At 76.0% G+C, this 14492-nt stretch carries 14 protein-coding genes; 9 read left to right on the forward strand and 5 right to left on the reverse strand.

Going from position 1 to position 14492, the window contains the following annotated elements:
- Window positions 1-29 precede the first annotated feature (29 nt).
- A complete protein-coding gene (locus tag Sya03_RS12200) occupies window positions 30-2153 on the reverse strand; it encodes an amylo-alpha-1,6-glucosidase (protein ID WP_203938374.1) in 2124 nt (707 codons plus the stop codon).
- 166 nt (window positions 2154-2319) lie between these two features.
- Here Sya03_RS12200 and Sya03_RS12205 point away from each other — a divergent pair, with 166 nt between their 5' ends.
- From Sya03_RS12205 to Sya03_RS12220, 4 genes are all read left to right on the forward strand, one after another.
- Window positions 2320-3453: an acyltransferase family protein gene (locus Sya03_RS12205; RefSeq protein ID WP_203938375.1), complete on the forward strand. Its 1134-nt coding sequence runs from the start codon at window positions 2320-2322 to the stop codon at window positions 3451-3453.
- Window positions 3454-3570: 117 nt separating this feature from the next.
- On the forward strand, window positions 3571-4029 hold the full coding sequence (locus Sya03_RS12210; RefSeq protein WP_203938376.1) for a GyrI-like domain-containing protein: 459 nt from the start codon (window positions 3571-3573) through the stop codon (window positions 4027-4029).
- 111 nt (window positions 4030-4140) lie between these two features.
- Window positions 4141-5034, forward strand: a complete 894-nt coding sequence (locus Sya03_RS12215; RefSeq protein ID WP_203938377.1) for an ABC transporter ATP-binding protein — start codon at window positions 4141-4143, stop codon at window positions 5032-5034.
- A gap of 5 nt (window positions 5035-5039) precedes the next feature.
- The gene (locus Sya03_RS12220) at window positions 5040-5834 is read left to right on the forward strand and encodes an efflux permease Rv1217c-related protein (RefSeq protein ID WP_203938378.1); all 795 of its coding nucleotides are present in this window, start codon (window positions 5040-5042) and stop codon (window positions 5832-5834) included.
- 40 nt (window positions 5835-5874) lie between these two features.
- Here the strand turns inward: Sya03_RS12220 and Sya03_RS12225 are convergent, their stop codons facing one another.
- On the reverse strand, window positions 5875-7317 hold the full coding sequence (locus Sya03_RS12225) for a wax ester/triacylglycerol synthase family O-acyltransferase (protein WP_203938379.1): 1443 nt from the start codon (window positions 7315-7317) through the stop codon (window positions 5875-5877).
- Between the two features lie 107 nt (window positions 7318-7424).
- Here Sya03_RS12225 and Sya03_RS12230 point away from each other — a divergent pair, with 107 nt between their 5' ends.
- The 3 genes from Sya03_RS12230 to Sya03_RS12240 are packed head-to-tail and all read left to right on the forward strand — an operon-like array spanning window position 7425 to window position 9567.
- Entirely contained in the window at window positions 7425-8384 is a 960-nt protein-coding gene (locus Sya03_RS12230) for an alpha/beta fold hydrolase (protein ID WP_239107404.1), read from the forward strand.
- Window positions 8381-9118 (forward strand): DUF2202 domain-containing protein, encoded by a 738-nt coding sequence (locus tag Sya03_RS12235; RefSeq protein ID WP_203938380.1) that lies wholly within the window; start codon window positions 8381-8383, stop codon window positions 9116-9118. The genes Sya03_RS12230 and Sya03_RS12235 overlap by 4 nt, the downstream gene beginning before the upstream one ends.
- Before the next feature lie 56 nt (window positions 9119-9174).
- Entirely contained in the window at window positions 9175-9567 is a 393-nt protein-coding gene (locus Sya03_RS12240) for a DUF302 domain-containing protein (RefSeq protein WP_203938381.1), read from the forward strand.
- Here Sya03_RS12240 and Sya03_RS12245 read toward each other — a convergent pair.
- The gene (locus Sya03_RS12245) at window positions 9485-10909 is read right to left on the reverse strand and encodes a sensor histidine kinase (protein WP_203938382.1); all 1425 of its coding nucleotides are present in this window, start codon (window positions 10907-10909) and stop codon (window positions 9485-9487) included. The genes Sya03_RS12240 and Sya03_RS12245 overlap by 83 nt on opposite strands.
- A complete protein-coding gene (locus Sya03_RS12250; protein ID WP_239107405.1) occupies window positions 10902-11594 on the reverse strand; it encodes a response regulator transcription factor in 693 nt (230 codons plus the stop codon). The genes Sya03_RS12245 and Sya03_RS12250 overlap by 8 nt, the downstream gene beginning before the upstream one ends.
- Window positions 11595-11832: 238 nt before the next feature.
- Between Sya03_RS12250 and Sya03_RS12255 the strand changes: the two genes are divergently transcribed.
- Complete coding sequence (locus Sya03_RS12255; RefSeq protein ID WP_203938383.1) at window positions 11833-12831, forward strand: carboxypeptidase-like regulatory domain-containing protein; 999 nt, start codon at window positions 11833-11835, stop codon at window positions 12829-12831.
- A 58-nt stretch (window positions 12832-12889) separates the two neighbouring features.
- Window positions 12890-13996, forward strand: a complete 1107-nt coding sequence (locus Sya03_RS12260) for a serine hydrolase domain-containing protein (protein ID WP_203938384.1) — start codon at window positions 12890-12892, stop codon at window positions 13994-13996.
- A 19-nt stretch (window positions 13997-14015) separates the two neighbouring features.
- On the opposite strand, the gene Sya03_RS12265 is transcribed toward Sya03_RS12260, so the two are convergent.
- On the reverse strand, window positions 14016-14453 hold the full coding sequence (locus Sya03_RS12265) for an FAD-dependent monooxygenase family protein (protein WP_203938385.1): 438 nt from the start codon (window positions 14451-14453) through the stop codon (window positions 14016-14018).
- Window positions 14454-14492 lie beyond the last annotated feature (39 nt).

The raw sequence follows: 14492 nt of genomic DNA on the forward strand, positions 1-14492 counted from the left end.
TCCGTGCGGCAGGGCCGAAAGTCCCGACGTCAGCCGCCCGTGACGCCGATGCCGGTGCCGTCGAGGCCGTCGAGCCGCCAGCCGTGCGCGTCCACCCGCACGTCGACCTCGCGCTCCGCGACCCGCATCCGGTTCACGGTCAGCGGCAGGTAGCGGTCCGGGACGGCGGGGTCGCAGTGCAGCCGCTGCCGGGGCACGGCCGGGTGGAAGCGCAGCAGGCTGCGCAGCAGCAGCAGCGGCGCGGCCGACGCCCACGCCTGCGGCGAGCACGACGTCGGGTACGGCACCGGCACGGCGAAGTCGTCGCGGGCGAAGCCGCAGAACAGCTCGGGCAGCCGGTGTCCGACGTGGGCGGCGGCGTCCAGCAGCCCCTCGGCGACCCGCTGCGCGTGCGCGGTGTGGCCGTACCGCATCAGGCCCGCGACGCAGATCGCGGTGTCGTGCGGCCACACCGACCCGTTGTGGTAGCTGATCGGGTTGTACGCGCCCATCGTCGTCGCGAGCGTGCGGACGCCCCAGCCGCTGAACATGGCCTCGGACAGCAGGTGGTCGGCGACCCGGGCGGCCTTGTCGCGGTCGGCGATGCCGGTCCAGAGGCAGTGCCCGACGTTGGAGGTGAGCGCGTCGACCGGCCGCTTGTCGCCGTCCAGGGCCACCGCGTACCAGCCCCGCTCCGGCAGCCAGAAGGCGTCGTTGAAGGCCCGCCGCAGCCGCCGGGCCCGGCCGCGCCAGTGCCGGGCGCCCCGCTCGTCGCCCGCCTCGGCCGCGAACCGGGACCGGGCGCGGAAGGCCGCGTACACGTACGCCTGCACCTCGGCGAGGGCGATCGGCGCCTCGGCGAGCCGCCCGTCGGCGAAGGTGATGCCGTCGTGCGAGTCCTTCCAGCCCTGGTTCGCCAGACCCGTCGGGGTGCTGCGGGCGTACTCCACGAAGCCGTCGCCGTCGGCGTCGCCGTACTCGTCGATCCAGGCCAGCGCACGGTCGGCGGCGGGCAGCAGGTCCCGCACGGCGTCCGGGTACCGGCCCCACCGGGCCAGCTCGCCCAGCAGCATCACGAACAGCGGTGTGGCGTCCGCGGTGCCGTAGTAGACGCCGCTGCCGCCGAGGGCGAGCCACGCCGCCGGGCCGAAGCGCACCTCGTGCAGGATCCGGCCGGGCTGCTCCTCCGTCGCCGGGTCCACGACGCGGCCCTGCCGGTCCGCGAGCGTCTGCAGCGTGCCCAGCGCCAGCTCGGCGTTGAGCGGCAGCAGCATGTACGAGGTGAGCAGCGAGTCCCGCCCGAACAGCGCCATGAACCACGGCGCGCCGGCCGCCACGACGGCCCGTTCGGGGTGGGCGGCGTCGTAGATGCGCAACGCACCGAGATCGTCGACGCTGCGGGCGAGCACGGCGGCCAGCCCGGCGTCGCCGGTCGTGACCGACGGGCTGCCGCGGCGCCAGGCGCGCTGCATGCGGGCCGGCACGGAGTGCTCCACCGGGTGTCCGCCCGGGTGCCGCAACGCCATGGGCCCGGCGGCGGTGACCGGCACGACCTCGACGGTGATCCGCCGGGCGCCGTGCGGCGCGAGCGCGACGCGCCAGGTCAGCCGGCCTCCGTCCGCGTCGACGGCCACCTCGGCCGGGATGTCGCCGGTCACCGAGACGCCGCACGGATGACCGCGGCGGGTGCCGGTGAGGTGCAGGCCGCCGTCGTGCGCGGTCGCCGTGAACGCCTCCGGCGGCTCGGTCCGGCCCTCCTTGACCTCGAACAGGTCGGCGAAGTCGGCCTCGACGGCCAGCACGACGTCGACGCTCCGGGGCGCCGCAACGAGGTTGCGCACCGTGAGGTCCTCACGCATGCCGTCGCCCACCCAGCGTTCCCGGACGGTGACCAGCCGGCTGTCTCCCCCGCCCGGCGGCGGCAGCCGGCCGACGAAGACGGCCGCGTACGGGTCGGTGACGTGGGCGGCGAGCGCCTCCGCCGGCCGGCCGTCGACGGTGAGGCGCCAGCCGGCGAGGACCCGGGTGTCCCGCACGAACAGCCCCTGCGCGTGCCCGGCGGCGACGTCGCCGTTCTGCTCGCTGATGCAGAAGGTGGACCCCTCCACAAGGGTCACCGTTCCGGCCGCCGGCGCGGCCCCGGGCGCCCCGGCGAAGGTCCACGGCTGCGTCATGCCGCCAGGCAACAGCATCCGGCGACCGCGCGCGAGGGCCGAACGGCCCTCCCGGCGACCGGGCGGACGCGACGGCGCCGGGCCGGACGCCCCGCCCCCGAACCGCCCATCGCCTCTGCCGCCCGGACCGCCGTGGGCGCATGCTTCCGGCGGGAGGGGACCCGCCGTGACACGACTGGTGCCGCTCGACGTGACCCGCGTCGCCGTCATCGTGATGGTGATCGTCCACCACGCCGCGCAGCCGTACGGGCCCACCGGCCCCGGGTGGCCGGTGACCGACGCCGCGCAGAGCGACTGGTTCCGGCCGTTCTACACGGTGAACGCGGCGGTCGGTCTCAGCCTGCTGTTCCTGCTCGCCGGGTACCTCGTCCCCGCGTCCTGCGACCGCACCGGCCCGCGGCGCTTCCTGCGCCGGCGGTGGAGCCGGCTCGGGCTGCCGCTGGTGGTCTTCGGCATCGCGGCGAACCTTCCCATCGCACTGGCCGCCGAGGGGCCCTCCTCGTGGCGGGCCTTCGCCGGTTCGCTCTACGACGACGCGTGGCGGCCCCTCTACCTGCACCTCTGGTTCGTCGCGCACCTTCTGGTGTACTCGGCGCTCTACACCGCCTGGCACGCCCTGGCCCACCGGCCGCGGCGGTCGTGGCCGGTGCCCGGTCACCGCGCGATCTTCGCGTTCACCGGCGCCCTGGCCGCGGTCACCTGGGTGGTGCGGTGGTGGTACCCCGTCGACGAGTGGGTGCCGCTGCTGTGGGTGCTGCCCGTGGAACCCGCCCGCCTCGCGCAGTACGCGAGCCTGTTCGTCGCCGGGGCGATGGCCTACCGCGGCGGCTGGCTCCGCGGGCTGCCGGGCGGCACCGGCCGGGTGTGGCTGGCGGTGGGCCTCGCCGCTTCGGTGACCATGGCCGCGGCGCAGCTGGCCGCACCCGGCGGCTGGCACTACAACGAGCTGGCGAACGGCGGCGCGGGGTGGCAGTCGCTCGTGCGCAGCGGCCTGGAAGCGCTGATCTGCGTCGGACTGGCGGTCGGCGTGCCCGTCGTCGTGCGCGACCTGGTGCACCGGCCGCTGCCGCTGGTGACCGCGATGGCGGCGAGCAGCTACGCCGCCTACATCCTGCACCTGTACATCGTCGTGCCGCTGCAGGTGGCGGTCGCCGGCCCGTCCGCCTCCCCGTTCCTCAAGTTCGGTGTGGTCTCGGTGCTGGCGCTGGCGCTGTCGTTCGGCGCCGCCCACCTGTCCCGCCGGGTGCCGGGTCTGCGCCGGCTGCTCGGCACCGCACCGTCGGGCACGCCCGGCGGCTGATCGTCGCGACCGGACGGGCGCTTCGACCGCGGCGGCCGGACCTTCGCCTCTGCCGGCGCTCCGGGCGGCGACGCACGATCGGGTTGACCAGCGCGACATGCGGCTCAGGAGGTCGTCATGGAGATCCAGGAGAGGACGGTGGACGCCCGCGTCGTCGTGGGCATCCGCGAGATGGTGCCGATCGCCGACCTGAGCGCGTTCTTCGAGCGCGCGATGCCGGCGGTGGCCGCCGAGCTGGGCCGGGCCGGGCTGACGGCCGACGGGCCGCCGCTGTCCGTCTACCACCAGCGGGATCCCGAGGACTTCGAGGTCACCGTCGGCTTCCCCGTCGAGCGGGCGCCCGCGGCCGCCCCCGCCCGGCTCGCCGTCGAGGAGCTGCCCGCCGGACCGACCGTGCAGGCGGTGCACGAGGGCCCGTACGACACCCTGCCGGTCACGTACGCGGCGCTCGGCGACTGGCTGAGCGAACACGACCGCAAGTACGGCGACACGATGTGGGAGGAGTACCTCGTCGGCCCCGACGCGACGGTGGACGCGCTCCGGTGGCGCACCCGCGTCGTGTTCCCGCTCGACTGAACCGCGTCCGCCCGGCGCGCCGGTGGGTCCTTCGGCCCGGACGACGGTCCGGTCGGCCCTGGCCGGACGGCCGCCGGGCGGCGACGGTGAAGGTTGGACCGGGGAGGCGACGTGGAGACTGCAATCCGCACCCGGCGCTTGACCAAGCGCTACCGCACCCGCCCGGCGCTGCAGGATCTGGACCTCGAGGTCCCGCGCAACGTGGTGTTCGGGTATCTCGGACCGAACGGCGCCGGCAAGACGACGACCATCCGCCTGCTCGCCGGGCTGCTGCGGCCGTCCGCCGGCAGCGCCGAGATCCTCGGCCGCGACACCGTGCGCCGGCGCGAGGAGGCGCAGCGCCACATCGGCTACCTGCCCGGCGACTTCGCCGTGTACCGGGACCTGACGGGCGAGCAGTACCTGCGCTTCATCGGGAATCTGCGGGGCGGCGTCGACCGCTCGTTCGTCGACCACCTGGCGAAGCGGCTCGACCTCGACCGGTCCGTCCGGGTCGGGGGCCTGTCCCACGGCAACCGCCAGAAGCTCGGGATCATCCAGGCCTTCATGCACCGGCCCGACGTGCTCATCCTGGACGAGCCGACGGCCGGGCTGGACCCGCTGATCCAGCGCGAGTTCCTCGGTCTCGTGCGGGAGGCACGCGACGAGGGCCGCACCGTGTTCCTGTCCTCGCACATCCTGGACGAGGTGGAGGCCGTCGCCGACATGGTGGCGATCCTGCGCCACGGGCGCCTGGTCGTCGTCGAGTCCGTCGAGAACCTCAAGGCGCGCGCGGTCCGCCGCATCGACCTCGTGTTCGAGGGCCCGCCGCCCGTCGCCGCGCTGCGCGCCGTGCCGGCCGTGCGCGAGGCCCGCAGCACGGGTCACACCGCGCACCTGGTCGTGGAGGGCTCGATGGCCGGGCTGCTCGCCGTCGCGGCCCCGCACGGGGTGGAGCACGTGGTCACCCACGAGCCGAACCTCGAGGAGATCTTCGTCAGGTACTACACGACCGGGAAGGTGTGAGGGCGGTGCTCGGCAGCGTGTTCTCGAAGGCCCTGCGCGATCAGCGTCGGGCGCTGATCGGATGGAGCACCGGGGTCGCCCTGCTGGTGCTGCTGATGGCGGCACTGTGGCCGTCGGTCCGCGACATGCCGGACCTCTCCGAGTTCATCGCCGGCTACCCGGAGCCCATGCGGGAGCTGTTCCGCATGGAGGACTTCGCCACCGGGACCGGTTTCCTCAACGCGGAGCTGTTCAGTTCGATCCTGCCGATCCTCTTCATCGTCTTCGCCATCGGCCGCGGCGCGCGGGCCGTCGCCGGCGAGGAGGAGTCCGGAACGCTCGACGCCCTCCTCGTGACCCGCGTGACGACCACGCGCCTGGTCATGGAGCACGCCGCGGCCCTGGCGGTGACGCTCACCGCGCTCGGCGGCGTCCTCTTCGTCGCCGTGCTGGGCGGATCGGCCGCGTTCGGCATGGGTGTGTCGCCCGCCGACCTGGCCGGCGCGACGGTGGCGACGGTGCTGCTCGGCATCGAGTTCGGCTGGCTGGCGCTGGCCGTCGGCGCGGCGACCGGCCACCGGGCCGCCGCCATCGGCGCCGCGTCGGCCGCGGCGTTCGGGGCCTACCTGCTCTACGCCGCCGGTCAGCTCGTCGACGCGGTCGGGACCTGGCAGGCGTGGTCGCCGTTCCACCAGGCCCTGGCGGACGGCCCGCTCGGCGCGGGGCTGCGCCCGGAGTACCTGCTGATGCCGCTCGCCGCAGCGGTCGCGCTCGCGGCGGCCGCCGCGGTCTTCGACCGCCGCGACATCGCGGGCCCGTGAGAGCGGCCCGCTCCGGCCGGCCGTCGCCTCGGCCGTCGCCTCACGCGCCGCGGGAGGCGGCGGAGGGCCGGCGACGGCGGCCGGGCGGCACGCCGGGCAGCGCACGCACCTCCGTCACGATGTCGCGGGCGAACGCCTCGGCCTCCGGCACGGAGGCGGCGTCCGTGGTGACGCCGAACGACGCCTGCCCCCCGTAGGTGAAGACCGACACGCCGACGCGCATCCGGTCACCGATCGGCACGTACGGCAGGATCTCGCGGACGCGGCGGCCCGTCAGGTACAGCTGCTCGCGCGGGCCCGGCACGTTGGTGGTGACGGTGACGACGGCGCGCTGCGGGAACCGCAGGGCCGCCCGGACGCCGAAGGCGACGGCGGCGAACGGCTCACGGTCGGCGATCGCCAGCAGGGCGGCCTCGGCACGCATCTCGTCGCGGTCCCGCAGTGCCGCGATGCGCCGCCGGACGGCGGTGAGCCGGCCCACCGGGTCGGCGATCTCGACCGGGAGCTGGAGCAGCATCGAGCCGATCCGGTTGTCGATGGTGTCCTGGCCCGCGGCGCGGAGGTTCACCGGCATCATCGTCCGGACGGACCCGGCGACCGGCTCCTCCCCGCGCGCGGCGAGCAACCGGCGGAAGGCCCCGGCGACGGCGGCCAGGTAGACGTCGTTGAGGGTGGCTCCGGACGCGGCGGCGACGGCCTTCAGGTCGGCCAGCGGGACCCGCGCCACGGCCCAGCGCCGGCTGCGCCCCAGCCGCCCGGTGAGGAACGTCGGCGCGGCGGGCGTGAACCCTTCCGCCAGGGCGGCGAGACCGCGCGCGGTGTCGCGCGCCTGACGGCCGAGCGCCCGGGGCGACCGGATCGCCCTGGCCACCCACCGGAGCTGGTCGAAGGGAAGGCGGGCGAGGTTGCCGAGCGCGTCGAGGGTGAGGTCGACGGCGTCGGTCTCCGGGGCCGGGCGCCGGCGGTCGGGCGGCGGCGCGGCGGTGTCCGCGGCGGTGGGCGCGGCGGTGTCCGCGGCGGTGTCGCAGAAGGCCCGGTAGAGCTGGTTGCCGGTGACCCCGTCGGCCATGCAGTGGTGGATCTTGGACAGCAGCGCCCAGCGGCCGCCGGCCAGGCCCTCGATGACCCAGTCCTCCCACAGCGGCCGGTCGCGGTCCAGGCGCTGCGACATGACCCGGCCCACGAGGGCGGCCAGCTCGGCGTCCCCGCCGGGCGCGGCCAGCGCGGTGCGGCGCAGATGGAAGTTCAGGTCGAAGCCGGCGTCGTCGACCCACACCGGGCGGCCCAGGTTCCACGGCACCCGGCGCACCCGCTGCCGGTACCGCGGCACCTGGGGCAGGCGGCCGCCGATGACGGCGGCGAACTCCGCCTGGTCCGGCGGCGGCCCGTCGGCCACGGCGATCGAGGCGATGGCGAGGGATGCGTGCGGGTCCTCGTCCTCGGCGTCGAGGAAGGACGCGTCCAACGGGCTCAGGTAGTCCATGTCAGCCCTCCGTTCCGCGCAGGACCAATCGTTCCGCGGCCGGAGGTCCGCGAAACAGGGCCGGACGTCCCGTGCCCGGCGGCGGTGGTCCGGCGCACGCTTGAACCGTGACGGTGACGGTGACACGGCACGGCGACACACGGATCGCGTACACGGTGGAGGGTCCGCCCGGTGGCGAGCCGCTGCTGCTGATCATGGGCCTGGGCCTGCAGATGGACTTCTGGCCGCCGGGCTTCCGTGCGCTGCTGGCCGGGCACGGTTTCCGGGTGGCCCGGTTCGACAACCGCGACGTCGGCCTGTCGACCCACCTGAGCCACCTCGGCATGCCGTTGCCCGCGATCTACCTGACCCGCCGGTGGCACGGCTACCGCATCGACGACATGGCCGGCGACGCGCGGGCGGTGCTGGACGACCTGGGCTGGGACTCCGCGCACGTGGTGGGCGTCTCCCTCGGCGGCATGATCGCCCAGGCGCTCGCGGGGCGGCACCCGGACCGCGTCCGCACGCTCACCTCGATCTCCTCCACGCCGTCGCCGCTGATCGGCCGGCCGCACCCGCGCACGTGGCCGGTGCTGCTGTCCCCCGCACGGCACGACCGCGAGGCGGCCGCCCGGCACATGGTCAACGTGTTCCGGATCATCGGGTCGCCGGCGTACCCGCTCGACGAGGAGTGGCTGCGGACCGTGTCGGCCGAGAGCTTCGACCGGGCGCACGACCCGGACGGCATCCGGCGGCAGCTCGCCGCGATCGTGTGCTCCGCCGACCGGCGGCCTCTGCTCGCCCGGCTACGGTTGCCCGCGCTGGTGGTGCACGGTGGCGCGGACCTGCTGGTGCGGCCGTCCGGCGGCCGGGCGACGGCCGCGGCGATCCCGGGCGCCCGCCTCGTCGTCCACCCGGGGATGGGTCACGACCTGCCGGCGCCGCTGCAGCCGGTCATCGCCGGCGCGATCGCCGGGCTGGCCGCCGGCGGCGCCGGATTCTCCATCCGTCCTCCACACCGGATGCACATCCCGCCCACCGGGACGAGAGAAGGTGCAGGGAGAGGACCGGCAGAGGAGGAGCCATGAGAGCCACGACAACGCGCCGGACGGTCGGCCTGGTCGCCGCAGGCGTCATCGGCCTGGGCGGGATCGCGGTCGCGGGCCCGGCCCTGGCGGGCGCCGGCATGTTCGCCGCCACCCGCTCCGCGCCGGCCGCCCCCGGCCCGGGGAGCGGCTACGGCCACCACGGAAACGGCTACGGCCACGGCATGGGTGCCGGCATGGGCACCGGCATGGGCACCGGCATGGGTGCCGGGTACGGCATGGGCAGCGGCATGGGTGCCGGCGCCTGCCCCGGCGCCGGCGTGACCGCGCCGCAGGGCACGCTGACCGACCGGCAGAAGAGCACGCTGGCCGCGATGGCCCAGGAGGAGAAGCTCGCGCACGACCTCTACCTGGCGTTCGCCGGCCGGTACCCGCTGCCGGTGTTCGACCACATCGCCGCGGCGGAGGCCCACCACCTCGCCACGGTGCGGGCCCTGCTCGCGCGGTACGGCACGGACGACCCCACCGCCGGCCGGGCGGCCGGGACGTTCAGCGACCCGGCCGTGCAGGCGACGTACGACCGGCTGCTGGCCCGCGGCAGCGCCGGCCGGGCCGCCGCCCTGACGGTGGGCCAGGAGGTGGAGCGCACCGACATCGCCGACCTGCGCCGGGCGCTCACCGGCCTGACCGCCCCCGACGTCACGCAGGCCTACCAGCACCTGCTGCGGGCCTCCGAGCGGCATCTGGCGGCCTTCACCGCCTGGGCGGGCCGGTGACGGACGGATCCGGGGGACTCCCCCCGGGCCACTGCGAGGGGAAGGTGACGACGGCGATGACGTACGCGATGACGGTGCACGTGGCGGGTCCGTTCGAGGACACCGTCGAGCGGGTCCGCGACGCGCTGCGGGAGCAGGGTTTCGGCGTGCTGACCGAGATCGACGTGCAGGCGACGCTCCGCGACAAGCTGGGCGTGGCCGTGGACGAGTACCTCATCCTCGGCGCCTGCAATCCGCCGCTGGCGCACCTGGCACTCGGCATCGACCCGGAGATCGGCCTGCTGTTGCCGTGCAACGTCGTGGTGCGCGGCGGCAGCCCCGGCACGACGCTGGTCCAGGCACTCGATCCGCAGACGATGGTGAGCGTCAGCGGGCGGCCGGCGCTCGCGGCGGTGGCCGACGAGGCGGCGGCCCGGCTGCGGGCGGCACTGGCCACCCTGGAGGGGTGAGCGCCCGCGCCGCGAGCGGCAGGCGGACGGTGATGACGGTGCCCGAGCCCTCGCGGGAGGCGGCGGTCACCGTCCCGCCGTGCGCGCCGATCAGCTCCCGGACGACCGCCAGCCCGATGCCCGAGCCGGCGACGTCCCGGCTGTTGCCGCCGCGCCGGAGCCGGTCGAAGACGTGCGGCAGGTCGTCGGCGGCGATGCCCGGACCGGTGTCCGCGACCTCCAGGACCACGCCGGCGCCCTCGGTGCGCCCGGCGATCGTCAACCGGTCGCCGGGGCGGCAGTAGCGCGCCGCGTTGGTGAGCAGGTTGGCGACGCTCTGGTGCAGGCGGTCCGGGTCGGCGTGCACCGGCAGCGGCACGGGCAGGTGCGTCTCGACCCGCAGCGCGGCCGCCTCCAGGTGGGGACGCTCGGCGTCGAGCGCGGCGCGCGCCACCTGGGCCAGATCGGTGTCGACCGGACGCAGCGACAGCGCCGCCGACTCCGCGGCGGACAGGTCCGCCAGATCGGCGACGACGCGGCCGAGGCGGAGGGTCTGGTCGTGCAGGGCGCCCAGCCGTTCGGCGTCCGCGGGCCGCAGGCCGTCACGGAGCTCCTCCAGCCCGGCCTGCAGCGCGGCGAGCGGGGTCCGCAGTTCGTGGGCGACGTCCGCGGCGAGCCGGCGGCGCACCGTGTCGGAGCGGACCACCTCGTCGGCCATCGCGTCGAAGGCGTGCAGCACCTCGCCGAGCTCCCCGGGCGCGCCCGCGCCGGTCCGGGCGCCGCGTTCCCCCGCGGTGAAGCGCCGGGCCGTGGCGGCCGCCCGGACCAGGGGCCGCGCGAGCCGCCGGGTCACGAATCCGCTGACCAGCAGCGCGGCCAGCAGGGCCGCCGCGGCCGCGGCGGCCACCCAGGACCAGGCGATGTCCCGGGCGGGCGTGGCACCCGCCGGGAAGCTCACCCGGACGGCGCCGACCCGGGTGCCGGAGACCTCGACCGGGGCGGTCCGGGTGTGTGCGGACATCGCCGCCCGCATGCCCCGGCCGCCCATGCCCCGGCCCGGCCACACCGTCGCGCCCGTGTCGTCGAGGACGACGAGGTGGGCGCCCGCGGCGTCGGCGACGGCGGCCGCGCGACCCAGATCGGCTCCGGCCCACCCACCGGCGCCGGTGTACGCGGCGGCCGCCGCGGCGGCCGCCCTGCCGGCGATGCGCTGCTGCTCCGCGCGCATCGCCCCGGACACCCCGCGGTCGGTGGCGATCAGGGCGGCGACGGTGAGCACGACCACCGACGAGAGCGCGACGAGCAGGAACGCCGCCAGCAGCCGCCGGCCGAGCGGGCTTCGCAGGACGCCCGGCTCACGCATCGCGGGACCAGCCGAGCCGGTACCCGACGCCGAGCACGGTCTCCACGATGTGCGCGGCCTCGGGGCCCAGCTTGTGCCGCAGGTTCTTCACGTGCGAGTCGATCGTGCGTTCGTAGCCGGCGAACTCGTACCCGCGGATCCGGTTGACCAGCTCGAACCGGGAGAACACCCGGCCGGGCGCCGAGCACAGCGCGGTCAGCAGACCCCACTCCGTGGGGGTCAGGTCGAGCAGGGCGCCGTCGAGGCGGGCCTCGTGGCGCGCCTCGTCGATCAGTAGCCGGCCCGCCCCGTAACCGGTCACCGCCGGCCGGGCCGGGCCGGCGCGCGAGCGGTGCAGCACCGCCTCCACCCGCAGCACCAGCTCGGTCGGGCTGAACGGCTTGGTCACGTAGTCGTCGGCGCCGCGCCGGAGGCCGTCGACCCGGTCCTCCACGGCGCTCCGCGCCGTCAGCACGACGACGGGCACCTCGCCGCCGTCGCGCGCGGCGGCCAGCACCTCCAGCCCGTCGATGTCGGGCAGGCCCAGGTCGAGCACCATCGCCGCCGGGCGGGTGGTCTCCAGCAGGCGCAGGGCCTGCGCGCCCGAACCGGTGGTGTGCACGGCGTGCCCCGCCCGCTCCAGGTAGCGGCGCACGAGCTCGCGCAGCTCGCGGTCGTCCTCGACGACCAGCACCGGGCCTGCCATCCCCCCAGCCTCCTCCGCCGGTCCGGCGGCGGTCAGGGCCGGACGGCCCCCTCGTCCGGGGTATTGCCGGGTTACCGGGGCGGGCACCCCGGCCCTGGTCCGGGCCGGCCCCGGCCTGCCAGCATGGGAGTGTCGGACGATCGGGCCCTGGGCCCAGCCCCGGTGAGCCGTACCACCGTCGATCTGAGCGCTCGCCGCAGTGCTCGTCCGCGGTACGGACCCTGGAAGGGAGATCGCCGTGCAGCGACCCCGAGTCATCATCAGCGTCATCGCCGCCGCCGTCCTCGCCACGGCCGCGGCCGCGACGGCCGGCGCGCCGCCCGCCGTCGCGGGAGCCGGAGCCGGAGCCGGAGCCGGCGGCCTCGTCGGCACGGTCCGCGACACCTGCGGCGTCCCCGTGCGCGACGCCACGATCGTGGTGTACCCGTCGGACCTGTCCGGCTCCGAGGTCGCCCGGACGAGCACCGGCACCGCCGGCCGGTTCCGCGTGCCCGCGCTGGAGGCGGGCAGCTACACGATCCTCATCGATCGGGACGGCTGGTCCGAGTGGGCCCCCGGCCGGATCACCGACCCCGCCGGGGCGACCACCTACCGGGTCGTCGCGGGGCACACCACGAGGGCGAACAGTGTCGTCACGGCGGCCGGCGTCATCGCCGGGCGGGTCACCGCCCCGCACGGCGGGCCGGCCGGGGGCATCCGTGTCACCGTGGAGGGCCCGAGCGCGTCGGCGTGGGACACCGTCACCGCCGCCGGCGGCACGTACTCGATGAGCCTGCCGCCCGGCACCGGATACACGGTCAGCTTCACCAACGGCGAGCTGACCCAGTACTCGCCGCGCACCCTCGACCGGGCGCAGGCCCGGCAGTACACGGTGACATCCGGCCGCGTCACCCGCGTCAGTGAGCGGTTGCTGCCGCCCGCGGTGCTCACCGGCCGGCTCGTCGACGAGTCCGGCAACCCCGTCGCCGGCGCCCAGGTCGGCGTCTCCATCGCCGCCACGGCGGGCTTCGCGTCGGCCACCACCGGCCCGGACGGCCGCTACCGGCTCGACACCATGCCACCCGGCGACGTCACGATCCTCTTCACCACCCCGGACGGCCGCGAGCAGTGGGCCCACCAGAAGACCTCCTCCGACCAGGCCGACCTGTTCACCCTCGCACTCGGCACGATCACCACGGTCGACGAGACCCTCCTGCCGCTCACGTCGCCGGCACTCCGGGGGCGCGGGGCGGCGTAGGCCCGCGCCCCCCGGAAATCGGCTGGACGCCGGTGCCGGGATCGGCCATGGTCGCCCGATGGACGAGCGGTTCGCGGGCGTGGCGGAAGTGTTCGCGGAGAACCTGGCGAGCGGGGCGGACGTGGGCGCCTCGTTCTGCGTCACGGTGGACGGCGAGACGGTGGTCGACCTGTGGGGCGGGTTCGCCGACGAGGCCCGCACCCGCCCGTGGCGCGCGGACACCGTCGTAGGCGTGTACTCGACGACCAAGACCATGACGGCGCTGACGGCGCTGCTGGTCGCCGACCGCGGCGAGCTGGACTTCGCGGCGCCGGTGGCCCGCTACTGGCCGGAGTTCGCGGCCGGCGGCAAGGAGCGCGTCACGGTGGCCCAGCTGATGAGCCACTCGGCGGGCCTGTGCGGCTGGCGCGCGCCGATCACCCGCGACGACCTGTACGACTGGGACAAGGTGACGGCGCTGCTGGCCGCGCAGGAGCCGTTCTGGGAGCCGGGCACCGCGTCGGGCTATCACGCCATGACGCAGGGGTACCTGGTGGGCGAGGTGGTCCGCCGGATCACCGGGCGGTCGCTGGGCACGGTGTTCCGGGAGGAGATCGCCGCACCGCTGGGCGCCGACTTCTTCATCGGCCTGCCGGCGGCGCAGGACGCGCGCGTCGCGGAGCTGATCGCGCCGGACGGCCCGCCGCCGATGGGCGGCCCCGGCGTCAGTGAGCTGCAGGCGACCGTCGCGGGCAACCCGGAGCTGGACGTCCAGGTCACCCGGACCCGGGCCTGGCGCGGGGCGGAGATCCCGGCGGTCGGCGGCATCGGCAACGCCCGCGCGGTGGCCGGGATCCACGCGATCCTGGCGAACGGCGGCGTCGCGCGGGGGCGGCGGTTCCTGTCGGAGGCGGGGTGCCGGCGGGCGCTGGAGCCGCAGGTGGGAGGCGTCGACCTGGTCCTCGGCGTGCCGGTGCGGTTCGGGCTGGGGTTCGCGCTGGACACCGGGTTCATGCCGCACCCGGACACGCTCTTCTGGGGCGGCTACGGCGGCTCGCTGGCGATCGTCGACATGACGGCCCGCACCACCATCGCCTACGCCATGAACCGGATGTCCGGCACCACGACGGGCGACGACCGCGCCTTCGGCCTGGCGATGGCGTTCTGGGCGGCGTCGGCGGCCTGACCCGTGCGCGCGCCGCGGGTCAGGGACTCCGGTCGGCGGCCGCGGGGGCCCGCCGGGCCGCGCGCAGGACCCGCGCCACCATGGCCGGCCGGAGCAGGGTCGTCGCCGGTGCGAGGAGGTGCTGCACCCGCAGGATCGCGGCGACGACGTCGGCGGAGACGTGCGTGGCCCGCACGATGCGGCGCTGGTACCACTGGGTCACGGCCAGGCCGGGCGGCCGGGGCCCGGTGGTGCCGGCGTACGCGAAGTCGGTGGCGGCCGCCATGTCCCAGGCGACGGCGACGATGCGGGCGCTGCGGCGGTAGAAGGCGCGCACCGCCGCCGCGCCGGCGGAGCCGTGGCGGTCGAGGCACTCCCCCAGCGTGACGGCCTCCAGCGCGGCGACGGTCATGCCGTGGCCGTACACCGGGTTGAAGCTGCACACGGCGTCGCCGACGGCGACGTAGCCGGCGGGCACCCGGCGGAGCCGTTCGAAGTGCCGCCGGCGGCCGGCCGG

Source organism: Spirilliplanes yamanashiensis, assembly GCF_016863475.1.
Classification (GTDB): Bacteria; Actinomycetota; Actinomycetes; order Mycobacteriales; family Micromonosporaceae; genus Spirilliplanes; species Spirilliplanes yamanashiensis.